The following is a 14,491-nucleotide window of genomic DNA, read 5'->3' as shown; positions in this document are numbered from 1 at the left end:
TCAGCTTCTCATGAGTTATAACTATTAGTTAGTTCACATATTTATAATTACATGATGTGCTTAATAAGCACTATAAGAATTGTTTATAGAGCCCTATTTTAAGGTGTTCTCATTTTGGATACCCCTTTGAAATTACTATTTTATTTGAATATATTTCTGCTTTTGGAACTCGTATAAAATCATATAGCGGAGACTCACTCATATAGTTTCCCCCACGGTGGGGGAATGTTGAAATCCCAAGGTTTTCTATAATTTTATTAATTCTGATCTAAACTTTGTCTTAATTTAACTTGAAGAGCACCTATGCCTAACTTTATTTCGTCTAAACTTTTTAATATTTGTTCTGGGTTATCATTTTTTATAATCCTATTTTCTATGTTATTGAATTTAAAATGCAAATTCTTTATTTCAGTTAAATCTTCATTTTTACTATTTTGGATAGTATCTACCTTTTTATCAATTTCAGGTAATAAATCCAATTTCATATTTATTTCACTTAATAATCCTAATAATGTTGATTCATCCATACTAATACCTCCTAAAGTTATTTTTAAGAGTATAACACGAACAAAATCAAAAAGTAAATATATGAACATTTCATATAACCCCTGAAATTTCAACGTTTCTCCACTGTAGAGAATTGTGATTTATAGTATTTTCAATTACTTAAACAATTTAAATATATCAAAAATCGAGAATGTGGTTTTTTTATAAACTTTATTGTAAGCTGCTTTTTTAGGGTTAGTTACCCAACCTCTTCCTTTTGTACCATATCCAGGTATAACAGCTTTTTTAACAGCCCTTTTAGCTCTACCTGTAGTTCTTGCACTGATAGATTTCTTTAAACTTGGTTTTCTTACTCCATATTTCATAATAATACCCCCTTAGTTGAATTTACCATTCCATATTAAAATTGCAGATTGAAGCTATATCTTCCTTTTCTTTAGCTTTATAAACTTCATAGAAATAAGAGAATGTTTTACCATCCTTAGCTATAGTATAATCGATAGACTTTAAAGCTACATCATAAACACAATTATTTAGCATTTTAATTTGAGATTCAGAAACTAATATACCAAATTCAATAAACTTATCCATAAGCGCTTTAGTGTATGCATTCATAGGATGTATTTTATTTAGCTTATCTATTTTTTCTTCTCGAATTATATTTTCATCTAGTTGTATCTCATAAGATTTAGTGATTTCTTTTTCAATGCCATTTATAACAACAACTGATTTTTTAAATTCAGTATTACTAAAATCAGTATTACTTAATTCTTTATTACTAGACGGTAATTTTGACTGTACTAGTACGGTAGATTTTACTGTTCTTGTACGGTCAAAATTACCGTTCAAAGTATCTCCAACGTTTTCAGCCTTTTCTTTTCTATACTTATCAATTCTTAATTTTTCAGTTTCTTTTTTATCAGCTACAGTTTGCATAAAGTCATTTCTATATAATCTAAGGTTTTCTGCATCAACTTCAACTATATTTAAGTAAAGTCTATTTGCACATCCTTGACCTATTCTTATTTCTTCAAGTAAATCAAACTCAATTAATTCCTTCTTAAAACCTCTACCTGTTTTAGGAGATACATTTAATATTTCTGCTATAGCTGTATCATCAAAGAAAATAAAAATATCTCCATTTTCATCTATATAAGTTGTGTCGCCTTTTACTGTTGCAGAGTATACAGATAGTTTAGTTCTTTCTAGTAAAATACCATATAGAAGTTTAGCTGTATTAGATAATGCTTTTCTATTAAGTTCTTTGTTAGCTTTGTATTTAGGCTCATATAATAAAGCTTGTGGTACTTCTACAAATAATTTTTCTAATTCCTGGTTTATATTAAATCTTTTTCTTATAGTCATTTTAAGTTCTCCTCTTCATAGAAGAAATCCTAAAGCCAACCCAAAATTTATACTTGAATATGATTTAACTTATTTGTTATACTATTAAGTAAGAAAATTAAATGGATGTTTTTTGGGGTGGCTCTTATCTATTGCCAGTAGATAGGGGCTTCTTCTATTTTTACCTAATTTAAATTTAGGTGAAGGATAATAATTAAATATAAATTTATAGACACCATATTGTCACCATTGATAATAAACTTTCAGATATAACCATTGAAATTACAACACATAGAAGCGTGCAAAACCCCATTTTTTAATTGGTATAATAACACCAACTGGTTTAATATTAGCATCACTTGCTATGGTAAATGTAACTTATGACAAATGGTTGAAGTTTGTTATGCCGCTTGTTGGAATAATAATGGTACTATCAATAGCATTGCTTTGTATAGGGTCATTTATATAAAGTCATTAATAAAGAAAAAGCAACCTAACAAATATTAGGTTGCTTTTTCTTTATTCAAATATATCTAAATCTAAAGTTTTAGATAATTCTTGTAGTAATTTAATTCCAGCGATACTATTTCCTTTTGAATCAAGAGATGGTCCAAATATACCAATACCCATTCTATTAGGAACTGTTGCCAAAATACCTCCTCCAACACCAGACTTAGCAGGAACACCTATGTGAACGGCAAATGAACCAGATTCATCGTATAAACCACATGTAACCATTATTGATTTAACGATTGTACAGATATCTTCAGGTATTAATCTTTTGTTATTCCAAGGACAAACACCTTTATTAGCTAGAACAGATCCTATTTTAGCTAAATCTAGTGCACAAACAGACATAGAACATTGTTTAAAGTATGAGTCCAAAATATCCTCAACATCTCCTGAAATTATATTTTTACCTTTAAGATAATAACCTAAAGATCTGTTTATATCACCTGTTCTTTTTTCAGATAAGTAAACTTCTTCGTTTACATCTATAAAATCATTATTAGCTAACTTTCTAGTAAAATTTAAAATTCTATCAGTTTTTTCTTCACTATCTTTCCCTTTAATTAAAGAATTAACTACTATTGCACCAGCATTTATAAAAGGGTTAGACGGAACATCTTTATTATTTATATTCATATTAAGTATTGAGTTAAATGGAAAACCACTGGGATCCGTACCAATTTTTTGAAAAACATATTCTGGAGAATGATCCATCATAGCCATTATAAGTGTAATAACTTTAGATGTACTTTCAATTGCAAAGTTAGTAGTATAATCTCCAGCAAAATAATCTTTATAGCCATCTTTTGTCAAATCTATAATAGCTATTCCTAGTTGATTTTTATCTACCTTAGAAAGGGCAGGTATGTAATTAGCAACATCACCATCTTTTATATACTCCTTATTTTTCTCAACTAGGCCTTCTAGTAAACCAAACATTAAAATCGCTTCCTTTTTTATCAAATTTATAACTAATATTTAATTACCCAAAAAAATTAAAATAAAACTAAAATGGATATTGATTCCAATTAAGTAACAATGCTTATTTTAAAGACATATTATAATAAGTAACTATATTTAAATAGTTATGATGGTGATTAATATGATAAAAAGAGGAATAAAAATTATTTTAGAGGAAATAAAAGAATTTTTTAACGAACTAGGAATAGTATGTAAATATTTAATAATTCTAGGATTAATTTCATTTTTAGTTGTGTGTATATCGATTTTCGATACGGAACTAGACGCTACTGGAAACTTAGTTACTATACGAACAGCATTTTCTTCTATTGCAGGATATATACTAGAGCGATCAACCAAAACATGCACTTCTAGTCCTAAGTTATTAAAGACTAAGGTATTAGTGGTAGGAACTTTTGCTGTAATGGCAATGATTGTTACCATATGTGCTTATGTATTAGATATTAATGTAAATAATCCATCTCTAATATTAATTAAAAATTTATTATTTTCATCTATAGGTTTTTTAACAAGTGCAAGTAAAGACTTTACTGGGAAAGATTTATAAATTTCAGAGGTTTATCATATTAATTATGGTAAGCCTCTTTTTTAAAATCAATAAAGTAAATTGTATATTTATAAAAGTAACTTTTTATTAAATTTATAATTGGGAGTGGATAGATTGAAGAGTTTGAGTGTTTGTATGATAGTCAAAAATGAGGAAAAAAATATAAAGAGATGTTTAGATAGTATAGAGTCAATAGCAGATGAAATTATAATTGTTGATACAGGATCAAATGATGAAACTTTAAACATATGTAGTAATTACAATGCAAAGGTAATAAACCATAAATGGAAGAATGACTTTAGTGAAGCTAGAAATGTATCATTAGAGTATGCTACCAAAGATTATATATTATTTTTAGATGCCGATGAAGAAATCTCAAAAGAAGATTTGGGGAAATTGAAAGCATTATTAAGTAGTAAAAAATTATCAGAGGGATATTTTTTTAGACTAACAAATATAATCAACGGAACTGAAGTAGGAGAATATGTAGTTTTTAGATTTTTTAAAAATAAAAGAAAATATAGATTTAGGGGAAAAGTACATGAACAAATAGCTAATTGCATTCAAAAACATAATAAAGATAAGTGTATTGAAAATATAGATATTAAAATTTATCATTACGGATATGACCCAAATAAGGTTAATATAGAGTCTAAATATAAAAGAAATATGGGGATTTTAAATACATACACAGAAGAAGAAAAAGATGCCTATTATTTTTATGTTTTAGGGAATGAATACGCAAGAATTACAGACTTTAAAAGTGCGATAGAGTCTTATAAAAAATCTTTAGAGCTTATGGAGTTGAAATATAATTATGTGTTTTACCCATATTTAATTCTGAACATAGTAAAGGCATATTCAAATGAAAAACAATTTTATGAATCTATAAAATTTATAGAAGAAATTAGATTATCAATTCCAAATTTTAAAGATTTATATTTTATGGAGTGCTTAGCATATATTGAATGTGGTAAAATAAGCAAAGCACTAGAGTGTTTAAATAAGTATATAAATTGCCCAGTAGGAAATACTTATGAATATCCAAATAATAATTTCGAAAAAATATATGATATAAAAGAAATGAAAAATAATCTAGAACAAGCAGCAAATAATAATACAGATAATTTATTATTTGCATTAATGATAATAGACCAATATGACAATAGTATTATTAATACAGTAAAAAGTTTCAATGAAATAGTATCCAACTTTGTTATAGCAACTAATAATAAATATTTAGAATTAGTTGAATTAAAAAACATAGGGGCTCAGATAATTTACTTAAATGATGAAGATGTAAACCTATTAATAAAAAGATGCAAAAGTAAATATATTTTTATAGTTGATAGAGGAGAAATTTGTTCAACGTTAAGTCAGAAAAAAATAATAGAATTACTATCAAATACAAATGAAAAAACATTTACTGTAAACATTGTAAACATAGGAAATAGCACTAAATATAAAGAGATAAGAATTATAAAAAATGATAGTGAAAACTTCATAAATGATTATAAAAATATGTTAATAAAAAATATTAATGCAATAGATAGTAATATCTATATCCATAAGGCAATTAATTAAATTTTAAATTTATATATTGACAATCTAGTATATAAGAATTATTATCTAATTAGAATTAAATAATCTTCAGGGCAGGGTGAAATTCCCTACCGGCGGTAAAGCCCGCGAGCCGTAAATGGCATGATTCGGTGAAACTCCGAAGCCGACAGTAAAGTCTGGATGAAAGAAGATAATGTATTGTAATGTATATAAGCATATACTATTATTTTGATTTTTAAGCTCTGAAATATCCTATATTTCAGAGCTTTTTTAATTAATTTAATATGTGTATTTTTATGATACAAAAAGCCCTGAGTTTAAAACTCAGGGCTTTTATTATTTTCTTTTATAAATCACAAGATGTGAAAGGAGAATATAATGGATGAATATTATATGGGTTTAGCTATTAACCTTGCAAGAAAAGGAATAGGAAAAGTAAATCCTAATCCTATGGTTGGAGCAGTTATAGTTAAAGATAACAAAATTGTAGGTACAGGGTATCATGAAAAGTATGGAGGAAAACACGCAGAGGTAAATGCAATTGAAAATTCAAGAGAGAGCTTAAATGGATCAACGATGTATGTAAATTTAGAACCTTGTTCTCATTTTGGTAAAACGCCTCCTTGTGTAGATAAAATTATAGAAAGTAAAATAAATAAAGTTGTTATAGCGTCTGTAGATCCCAATCCGCTAGTGCAAGGCAAAGGAGTTAAAAAACTTAGAGATTCAGGTATTGAAGTTAAAGTTGGAGTTTTAGATGAAGAAAATAAAAAATTAAATGAAGTTTTTTTAAAATATATAAAAAATAAAAAACCATTTGTAGCTATGAAAGTTGCCATGAGTTTAGATGGGAAAATAGCAACAAGTACAGGTCAATCAAAATGGATAAGCTGTGATGAGTCAAGAAGATACGTACATAAGTTAAGAAGTGAAGTAATGAGTATATTAGTTGGAATAAATACTGTTATAAAAGATGATCCAATGTTAGATTGTAGATTAGAAAACGGTAAAAATCCAATAAGGATTATAGTAGACACAACACTTAAAATACCTATAGATTCAAAAATTGTATCTAGTTCAAAATCAATTAGAACTATTGTAGTAACTACAAAAAATGCAAATAGAAATGTAATGAAATTACTAGAGGGTAAAGGTGTTGAAATATTAACTGTTAATTTAAAAAACAACTTAGTTGATTTAAAAGAAATGATAAATAAATTAGGAGAATTAAATATAGATAGCATTTTAATTGAAGGAGGATCGAGCTTGAATTTTTCAGCAATGAATGAAAATATAGTTGATAAAATTCAAGTATATGTAGCCCCTATTATCCTAGGAGGAGAAAGCTCTAAAACTCCTATTGGAGGACAAGGAGTAGATGATATAAAAGAAGCATTTAAACTTCATAGATTAGAGCATAAACAAGTAGGTTCAGACATTTTAATTGAAGGATACTTGAAAGGAAGTGACGAGTAATTGTTTACGGGAATAGTTGAGGAAATCGGTACTATAAATCACATAAAAAATGGAGTTAAGTCATCTAAGCTTATTATTAATTGTAATAAAGTTTTAGAAAAAACTGAAATAGGAGATAGCATTTGTACAAATGGAGTTTGTCTAACTGTAACTAATATAAACAAAGGAACATTTGAAGCTGATGTGATGTCAGAAACTATTAGAAAAAGCAATTTAAATACTTTAAAAATAGGAAGTAAGGTAAATCTAGAAAGAGCATTGAGTTTAAGTACTAGATTAGGAGGACATTTAGTTAGTGGTCATATAGATGGCACAGGATATATAAAAGATTTAAAAAAGGAAGATACTGCAATATGGATAACAATAAAAACTTCAGTAGATATACTTAGATATATTGTATATAAAGGTTCTATAACTATTGATGGAATTAGTCTAACGATAGCCTATGTAGATAACGATGTATTTAAGGTTTCTATAATACCACATACATTACAACAAACTATATTATCAAGTAAAAATATTGGAGATAGTGTAAACCTAGAATGCGATATGATAGGCAAATATGTTGAAAAACTATTAGGAATTAGTAATTCTGATAAACAACAATCTAATAATATAAATGAAACTTTTCTCAAAGAAAATGGATTTATTTAAAATAAATTGGAGGTAGAAAAAATGTATAAATTTAATCACATTGAAGAGGCAATAGAGGATATAAGGGATGGTAAGATAGTTGTAGTTATAGATGATGAAGATAGAGAAAATGAGGGAGATTTGTTAATGGCGGCAGAAAAAGTAACTCCTGAAGCTATAAACTTCATGGCAACTTATGGGAAGGGGCTTATCTGTATGCCACTTACTGAAAAATATTTAAAAAGACTAAATATACCTCAAATGGTAAAAGACAACACTGATAATCATGAAACTGCTTTTACTGTAAGTATAGATCATATAGAAACAACAACTGGTATATCAGCTTACGAAAGAGCTTTAACTATACAAAAGGTATTAGAAAAAGAATCTACTCCAAATGACTTTAGAAGACCAGGACACATATTTCCTCTAAAAGCTAGAAAAGGTGGAGTTTTAGTCAGAAATGGACATACAGAAGCAGCTGTTGATTTAGCTAGGTTAGCTGGGTTAAAACCAGGAGGAGTAATATGTGAAATTATGAGTAAAGATGGAACTATGGCTAGAACTGATGAGTTAATAGAATTTTGTAAAATACATAATCTTAAAATTATAACTATAAAAGACTTAGTTGAATATAGAAAAAGTAATGAATGCCATATAGAAAGAGTTGTTGAAACAAATATGCCAACAAAATATGGAGATTTCAAAATGTATGGATTTATAAATAAGTTAAATGGAGAGCATCATGTAGCTTTAGTAATGGGAGATATTTTACCAGGTGATGAAGTATTAACAAGAGTTCACTCTGAATGTTTAACAGGAGATGTATTAGGTTCTAAACGTTGTGATTGTGGAGAACAATATGATGCAGCTATGAAAGCAATAGCAAAAGAAGGTAAAGGGATACTATTATATTTAAGACAAGAAGGTAGAGGTATAGGTCTAATAAATAAACTAAGAGTATATGCACTACAAGATGAGGGGTTTGACACAGTAGATGCAAATTTAAAACTTGGGTTTAAAGCAGATATGAGGGAGTATTTTATAGGTGCTCAAATACTTAAAGATTTAGGAGCTAGAAAACTTAGGTTAATGACAAATAATCCAAGAAAAATAAATGATTTAAATGAACATGGGATAGATATAGTAGAAAGAGTACCTATACAAATGAATCATAATGATGTTAATGAATTTTATTTAAAAACAAAAAAAGAAAAACTAGGGCATTTATTAGCATAATTGCAAATTACATAAATTAAACTAAAGGAGATATGTATATGAGAATAATAGAAGGTAACTTAGTGGCTAAAGATATTAAAATAGGTATAGTTGTTGGGAGATTTAATGAGTTTATAGTATCTAAATTATTAGGTGGGGCGTTAGATGGATTAAAAAGGCATGGAGTAGACGAAGATAATATTGAAGTTTCTTGGGTTCCTGGGGCTTTTGAAATCCCATTAGTTGCTAAAAAAATGGCACAGTCTAAAAAGTATGATGCTGTTATATGCTTGGGAGCTGTTATAAAAGGATCAACACCTCATTTTGATTATGTATGTGCAGAAGCTTCTAAGGGAATTTCATCTGTATCACTGAGTGAGGAGTTACCAGTTATATTTGGAGTTTTAACTACTGATACAATAGAACAAGCTATAGAAAGAGCTGGTACTAAAGCTGGAAACAAGGGATATGATGCAGCAGTTACAGCTATTGAGATGGCTAATTTGCTAAAATTAATTTAATAAAATATAAAAATAGCTAAACCATTATTTACGGTTTAGCTATTTTGTTACGTTAACAAATAATTTTTATATATAAATTATATACTCGAAAGGATATATATTTATTTAGTTTAATATTTTATAGTAACACAAATTGAAAAGAGGGAATGCGTATGTATTTAAAAAAGCTAATTGGTAAAAAAATATATTTATCTCCAATTGATAAAGAAGATTATGTTAAATATGCAGAATGGGTAAATGATATGGATGTTGCGATAGGCATGACATTTGCAAGTATGTTAATTAATGAAGAATCTGAAAAGAATGCATTAGAGAGATTGTCAAAAGCACAGTTTAATTTTGCTATTATACTTAAAGAAACAAATGAAGTTATTGGAAATGTTGGGTTCCCAAGCTTAGATTATATAAATAGAATTGGTGAGGTCGGTATATTTATAGGAGATAAGGATAATTGGGGAAATGGATATGGAAAAGAAGCATTAAGTTTATTATTAGATTTCGGATTTAATTTGCTAAATTTGAATAATATATTTCTTAAGGTATACTCATTTAATAAGCAAGCAATAAAATGTTATAGTAAAATTGGCTTTAAAGAAGCAGGAAGATTAAGAGAAGCTAAGATTATTGGTTGCAACAGATATGATGAAGTATACATGGACATATTAGCTAATGAATTTAAATCACCATATATAATATCGATTTTAGAAAATAAACTTAATTAAATTATATTTTAAAACTAGGAGGATTTCATTATCATCATACAATAGAGTATGTAGGTAAAAAGATAGAATAGATTAATATTACTTAAAAGTTTGATATTATACAAATAAGAATTCAGGAGGGATATATGATACTTAAAGAGTTCGATAAAAATAAATCTGCTATAATTAATGCTTTTGATATTATTAAACCAATTGATGAATTTCCTAAAATTGCAGTATCATGTTTTGCAAAATTTACATTTGATAGATTGGTAAATGAACTTAATGCTGTTAAAATTACTTCAACTTATATAGCAAATATGGAAATTCCTATTTACAAAGTAAATTACAAGGGTCTTGAAGTTGCTTTATTTACATCTTATGTTGGGGCTCCAGGTTGTGTTGCAGTAATAGAAGATATTTTTGCAATGGGTGCTGAAAAATTAATTGTTTTCGGTACTTGCGGTGTACTGGATTCATCTATAGATGACTGTTCCATAATCATACCTAATAAAGCTATGAGAGATGAGGGTACTAGTTTTCATTATGCACCACATTCAAATGAAATAGATGTAAATCCAAAATATGTAGATGTATTTGAAAATATACTAGAGCATTATAATTTAAAATACCATATAGGGAAAGTGTGGACAACAGATGGCATATATAGAGAGACATATGATAAGGTTAAATTAAGAAAATCACAAGGATGTATTTGTGTAGACATGGAATGTTCAGCGGTTGCAGCTCTTGCTCAATTTAGAGAAAAAGATATATTTCATTTTTTCTACGCAGCAGATAATTTAGATTGTGAAGAATGGGATGCAAGAAGTCTATCAAATGAGGCCAATCCGTTACAAAAGGATAGAATTGCTACACTTGCTATGGAGTTAGCGTGGTGTATTGGCTACAATAGACAACTTTCAAGTTTAAGTGTCAATTTAAATGAATAAAACATATACATATCACTTAGATACTTGTGAGAATACCAACTTGATAGGATATAGTAAACATTGTTTATATATAGGTAGAAAAAGCGTTTAAGTCAATTTCATTAAAGGGGTATTCATATGAAAAAAGAATTTTTATCTAACTTAGTATCAATAATTTCGGTAGTTTCAATGCTATTAGTAATTTTAAAACTATTTGGGCTGATTGAAATACCTATAATGCTCATAGACTTATTATTTATAACGTTGTTAAGTGTTATGACATTTATGAATTATAAGAACAAGAAGAAGGTTCAAACACTTATAGGTATTTTAATTCTAATTATTTTTATATATTTAATGGTTTAGAGAATATAATTGTATTAACAAAAATAGGGGGAGAAATATGGATATAAGAAAACATAATGAGATTGCTTGGGATAATGAAGTTAAAATAGGGAACAAATGGACAATACCGGTAAGTTCTAACGATATTGAAATGGCTAAAAAAGGAGAATATAAAATACTATTAACACCAACAAAGCCTGTTCCTAAAAAATGGATTGGAGATGTATCAGGAATACAATTATTATGTCTTGCATCTGGAGGAGGTCAGCAAGGCCCAATATTTTCGGCACTTGGAGCCAATGTAACAGTTTTTGATAATAGCAATGAGCAATTATCAAAAGATGAAATGGTAGCAAATAGAGATAACTTAAATATAAATCTTGAACAAGGGGATATGAGAGATTTATCAAGATTTGACAACGAAACTTTTGACTTTATATTCCATGCAGTTTCGAATTGTTTTATTGATAATGTCGAAAAGGTATGGCGTGAATGTTATAGAGTTTTAAAACCAGGTGGAGTATTAATAGCAGGGTTTGGAAATCCCATTGCATATATATTTGATTTGTACGAATGGGAAAAAAATAATAAATTAATTGTCAGAAATAGCATACCTTACTCTGATGTAGAGCAACTTCCAAAGGATCAGTTAGAAGAAAGAATACAAACAAAAGACACATTAGAATTCGGTCATTCTCTACAGAGTCAAATCGGAGGTCAAATAGAAGCCGGTTTTATAATTAGTGGTTTTTATGAAGATAAATTAGGCAAGGGGCTATTAGACAATCATATAGATACATTTATTGCAACTAAAGCAATAAAACTGTGACACACAGTTTTTATTTTAGGAGGTAATTATTTGTTAATTACTGATAGATTAGCTATTAGAAATTTAACTATTGATGACTTAGATATTTTATATGAGTATAGAAATAATAAAGAATGTAGTAAATATCAACGTTGGGAGGACACTTCAAAGATCTATATAGAATATTTAATAGATAAAGAGAAGTATAAGATATTTGGAGTAGACACTGGTAACTTCGCCATAGTAAATAAAACTTCTAATGTAATTGTTGGAGATATATTTTTTAGCATTAAAGATAAAACAATAACGTTAGGATATACAATAGCGCCTAAATATCAAAGAAAAGGATATGCATTTGAAATACTGTCAGAAGTATTATTATATATTGATAAAAGCTTTCAAGATTATGAAACTGTAGCACTAGTTGATCCACTCAATGAACCTAGTATAAAGCTATTAGAAAAGTTAGAGTTTGTAAGAGAGGAATATATTGAAAAGCTTAAAAGCTTTTTATATGTAAAAGTATAAATATAAAAATGACCTTAAAATCTTTTGATTCTAAGGTCATTTATTTTAAAGATTTATAAACTTTTCTAAAATTAAGTAAGAGCTTTCCATATCTGACTCACAAGTTTCAAGGCACCAGATAGCATTTGGTGAGTGCTCTTCTAAATTTTCTAATACTCTAGATATTTCAATACTCCCTTTATCTAATCCATTATGCTCATCTACTTTTCCATTATTATTATGCAAGTGAACGTATCCAATTCTGTTTCCTAAATTTTCTATCCAATTAATTAGTGATTCTTCTAAATGGGCATTAACATGACCAATATCTAAACAGACCTTGAAGTTACTTAAATTTACTTTATCAACTAATTTACATATGATAGAACTATTTAGTTCAAATTGGTTTTCTATGTAAAAATTAATATCATTCCTACTTTCTAAAAATGAAATCCATTTTTCAGATGATCTTTCTATCCAAGCTGATTCCCATGAAGTATTTGAAATATTTTCTGAATATAAAATAGATGTTATAAATTAAAGTAAAAAACATTCTGCTTTTCAGCAGAATGTTTTTACTTCAATTATTACACGTTAATAGCTTTATTTCCTAACAAACTATATAAATTTTTAGGATTTTCCAATTTTGGTACAAGAATTTGAGGTACTCCTATATTTTCTTCTTTATCAATATCATACATTAATCGTAAAATTGAAAAATCTTCTAAAGCAAAACCTACTGAGTCAAAAATAGTAATTTCATCAAGCTTTCTATCTATAGGTTTTCCAGTTTTAATTATATTCCAAATTTCAGTTACTTTAAAGTTTTCATCCATATGCTGAATTTCTCCTTCTATACGACTTTGAGGTTCAAATTCAACATAGACATCACCCATATTAAGAACTTCTGAATCTAGCTCAGTTTTCCCAGGACAATCTCCACCAACACCATTTATATGCATACCTGGTTCAACCATATCTGGGGTAATAATTATAGCATTTCTTTTGTCCGCAGTAACAGTTGTTATAATGTCAACACCTTTGCATGCTTCTTTTGTGCTATTACATTTTATTAACTTAAGGTTATTTACATCTTTTAGATTGTCCATCAATTTACTAGTAGCTTTTGGATCTACATCATAACAATAAATTTCTTCTATACCTAATATGTGATGAAAAGCAAGGGCTTGGAATTCACTTTGGCAACCATTTCCTATTAGTGCCATTTTCTTTGGATTGGGTTTAGCTAAGTACTTTGCAGCCATTACTGAAGTAGCAGCTGTACGAATAGCTGTTGTTAATGTCAATTCGCTTAAAAATAGTGGGAATCCAGTTGATACTTCTGCTAAAAGACCGATACCCATTACTGTTAAATAATTGTGTTTAGGATTTTCAGGATGTCCATTTACGTATTTAAATGAATAAGTTTCTGAATCTCCTATAGGCATTAATTCAAGTACTCCGATATCACTATGGTGTGCGGTTCTTGGCATTTTTTGAAACTCATTCCAACGTTTATAATCGCTTTCTAGATATGGAACAAGACGTTTCATAACAGTTTCTGGTCCAACTTTTTTCAAATATTGTGCCATAGTAGGCAAATCTATATATCTTGTTTTTAATGTTTCCATTTTAACACCTCTCATATAATTTTTAATTTAGTAATGCAGACCTTTCAAGATCTAAATTTTCAATTATTGAGAAAACGCTTTCAATAATGATTATAGCAATCCATTAGATTTATTTCAATCATTATTGAAAAGTATTCTAATTATAGGTTGTTTTTGGCAAACTCAACTATATAATCATGATTACAAAAACTCATTTATTTACTTAAAATAATAAATGTGATTTGAAAAAATAAAATATAAAAGCAACTGTATCTTAGCTATATGATG

The 14,491-nt window shown here is 27.9% G+C and carries 18 protein-coding genes and 1 riboswitch; of the genes, 12 read left to right on the top strand and 6 right to left on the bottom strand.

Annotation, left to right across the window (positions count from 1 at the left end):
- Window positions 1-257: 257 nt before the first annotated feature.
- The 3 genes from KXZ80_RS08255 to KXZ80_RS08245 form a co-directional block, all read right to left on the bottom strand.
- The gene (locus tag KXZ80_RS08255) at window positions 258-527 is read right to left on the bottom strand and encodes a hypothetical protein (RefSeq protein ID WP_021433007.1); all 270 of its coding nucleotides are present in this window, start codon (window positions 525-527) and stop codon (window positions 258-260) included.
- 135 nt (window positions 528-662) lie between these two features.
- A complete protein-coding gene (locus KXZ80_RS08250) occupies window positions 663-872 on the bottom strand; it encodes a hypothetical protein (RefSeq protein WP_021433006.1) in 210 nt (69 codons plus the stop codon).
- Window positions 873-894: 22 nt separating this feature from the next.
- Complete coding sequence (locus tag KXZ80_RS08245) at window positions 895-1,872, bottom strand: replication initiator protein A (protein ID WP_021433005.1); 978 nt, start codon at window positions 1,870-1,872, stop codon at window positions 895-897.
- A 298-nt stretch (window positions 1,873-2,170) separates the two neighbouring features.
- Here KXZ80_RS08245 and KXZ80_RS08240 point away from each other — a divergent pair, with 298 nt between their 5' ends.
- A complete protein-coding gene (locus KXZ80_RS08240) occupies window positions 2,171-2,320 on the top strand; it encodes a hypothetical protein (RefSeq protein WP_226883794.1) in 150 nt (49 codons plus the stop codon).
- Window positions 2,321-2,370: 50 nt separating this feature from the next.
- On the opposite strand, the gene glsA is transcribed toward KXZ80_RS08240, so the two are convergent.
- Entirely contained in the window at window positions 2,371-3,300 is a 930-nt protein-coding gene (gene glsA / locus KXZ80_RS08235; RefSeq protein WP_021433004.1) for a glutaminase A, read from the bottom strand.
- A gap of 163 nt (window positions 3,301-3,463) precedes the next feature.
- Here glsA and KXZ80_RS08230 point away from each other — a divergent pair, with 163 nt between their 5' ends.
- From KXZ80_RS08230 to KXZ80_RS08180, 11 genes are all read left to right on the top strand, one after another.
- Window positions 3,464-3,889: a hypothetical protein gene (locus KXZ80_RS08230; protein WP_021433003.1), complete on the top strand. Its 426-nt coding sequence runs from the start codon at window positions 3,464-3,466 to the stop codon at window positions 3,887-3,889.
- A gap of 135 nt (window positions 3,890-4,024) precedes the next feature.
- On the top strand, window positions 4,025-5,473 hold the full coding sequence (locus tag KXZ80_RS08225) for a glycosyltransferase family 2 protein (protein WP_021433002.1): 1,449 nt from the start codon (window positions 4,025-4,027) through the stop codon (window positions 5,471-5,473).
- Between the two features lie 58 nt (window positions 5,474-5,531).
- A riboswitch (FMN riboswitch) is annotated at window positions 5,532-5,648 on the top strand.
- A 182-nt stretch (window positions 5,649-5,830) separates the two neighbouring features.
- Window positions 5,831-6,928 (top strand): bifunctional diaminohydroxyphosphoribosylaminopyrimidine deaminase/5-amino-6-(5-phosphoribosylamino)uracil reductase RibD, encoded by a 1,098-nt coding sequence (gene ribD, locus KXZ80_RS08220; protein ID WP_021433001.1) that lies wholly within the window; start codon window positions 5,831-5,833, stop codon window positions 6,926-6,928.
- Complete coding sequence (locus KXZ80_RS08215) at window positions 6,929-7,582, top strand: riboflavin synthase (protein WP_021433000.1); 654 nt, start codon at window positions 6,929-6,931, stop codon at window positions 7,580-7,582.
- 21 nt (window positions 7,583-7,603) lie between these two features.
- Window positions 7,604-8,800 (top strand): bifunctional 3,4-dihydroxy-2-butanone-4-phosphate synthase/GTP cyclohydrolase II, encoded by a 1,197-nt coding sequence (locus tag KXZ80_RS08210; RefSeq protein ID WP_021432999.1) that lies wholly within the window; start codon window positions 7,604-7,606, stop codon window positions 8,798-8,800.
- Window positions 8,801-8,838: 38 nt separating this feature from the next.
- A complete protein-coding gene (ribH, locus tag KXZ80_RS08205; RefSeq protein ID WP_021432998.1) occupies window positions 8,839-9,300 on the top strand; it encodes a 6,7-dimethyl-8-ribityllumazine synthase in 462 nt (153 codons plus the stop codon).
- A gap of 152 nt (window positions 9,301-9,452) precedes the next feature.
- Window positions 9,453-10,022, top strand: a complete 570-nt coding sequence (locus KXZ80_RS08200; protein WP_021432997.1) for a GNAT family N-acetyltransferase — start codon at window positions 9,453-9,455, stop codon at window positions 10,020-10,022.
- A 125-nt stretch (window positions 10,023-10,147) separates the two neighbouring features.
- A complete protein-coding gene (locus KXZ80_RS08195) occupies window positions 10,148-10,954 on the top strand; it encodes a nucleoside phosphorylase (RefSeq protein ID WP_021432996.1) in 807 nt (268 codons plus the stop codon).
- Window positions 10,955-11,071: 117 nt separating this feature from the next.
- Window positions 11,072-11,299: a hypothetical protein gene (locus KXZ80_RS08190; protein WP_021432995.1), complete on the top strand. Its 228-nt coding sequence runs from the start codon at window positions 11,072-11,074 to the stop codon at window positions 11,297-11,299.
- Between the two features lie 37 nt (window positions 11,300-11,336).
- On the top strand, window positions 11,337-12,107 hold the full coding sequence (locus KXZ80_RS08185) for a class I SAM-dependent methyltransferase (protein WP_021432994.1): 771 nt from the start codon (window positions 11,337-11,339) through the stop codon (window positions 12,105-12,107).
- Between the two features lie 30 nt (window positions 12,108-12,137).
- Complete coding sequence (locus KXZ80_RS08180; RefSeq protein ID WP_021432993.1) at window positions 12,138-12,614, top strand: GNAT family N-acetyltransferase; 477 nt, start codon at window positions 12,138-12,140, stop codon at window positions 12,612-12,614.
- A 45-nt stretch (window positions 12,615-12,659) separates the two neighbouring features.
- On the opposite strand, the gene KXZ80_RS08175 is transcribed toward KXZ80_RS08180, so the two are convergent.
- Both KXZ80_RS08175 and KXZ80_RS08170 read right to left on the bottom strand, forming a co-directional pair.
- Window positions 12,660-12,974: a sugar phosphate isomerase/epimerase family protein gene (locus KXZ80_RS08175; RefSeq protein WP_332840961.1), complete on the bottom strand. Its 315-nt coding sequence runs from the start codon at window positions 12,972-12,974 to the stop codon at window positions 12,660-12,662.
- 206 nt (window positions 12,975-13,180) lie between these two features.
- Window positions 13,181-14,224, bottom strand: a complete 1,044-nt coding sequence (locus tag KXZ80_RS08170; protein WP_021432991.1) for an ornithine cyclodeaminase — start codon at window positions 14,222-14,224, stop codon at window positions 13,181-13,183.
- Window positions 14,225-14,491 lie beyond the last annotated feature (267 nt).

Source organism: Paraclostridium bifermentans, assembly GCF_019916025.1.
In the GTDB taxonomy this organism is placed as follows: Bacteria; Bacillota; Clostridia; order Peptostreptococcales; family Peptostreptococcaceae; genus Paraclostridium; species Paraclostridium bifermentans.
This window is presented reverse-complemented; position numbering and strand designations above follow the sequence as displayed.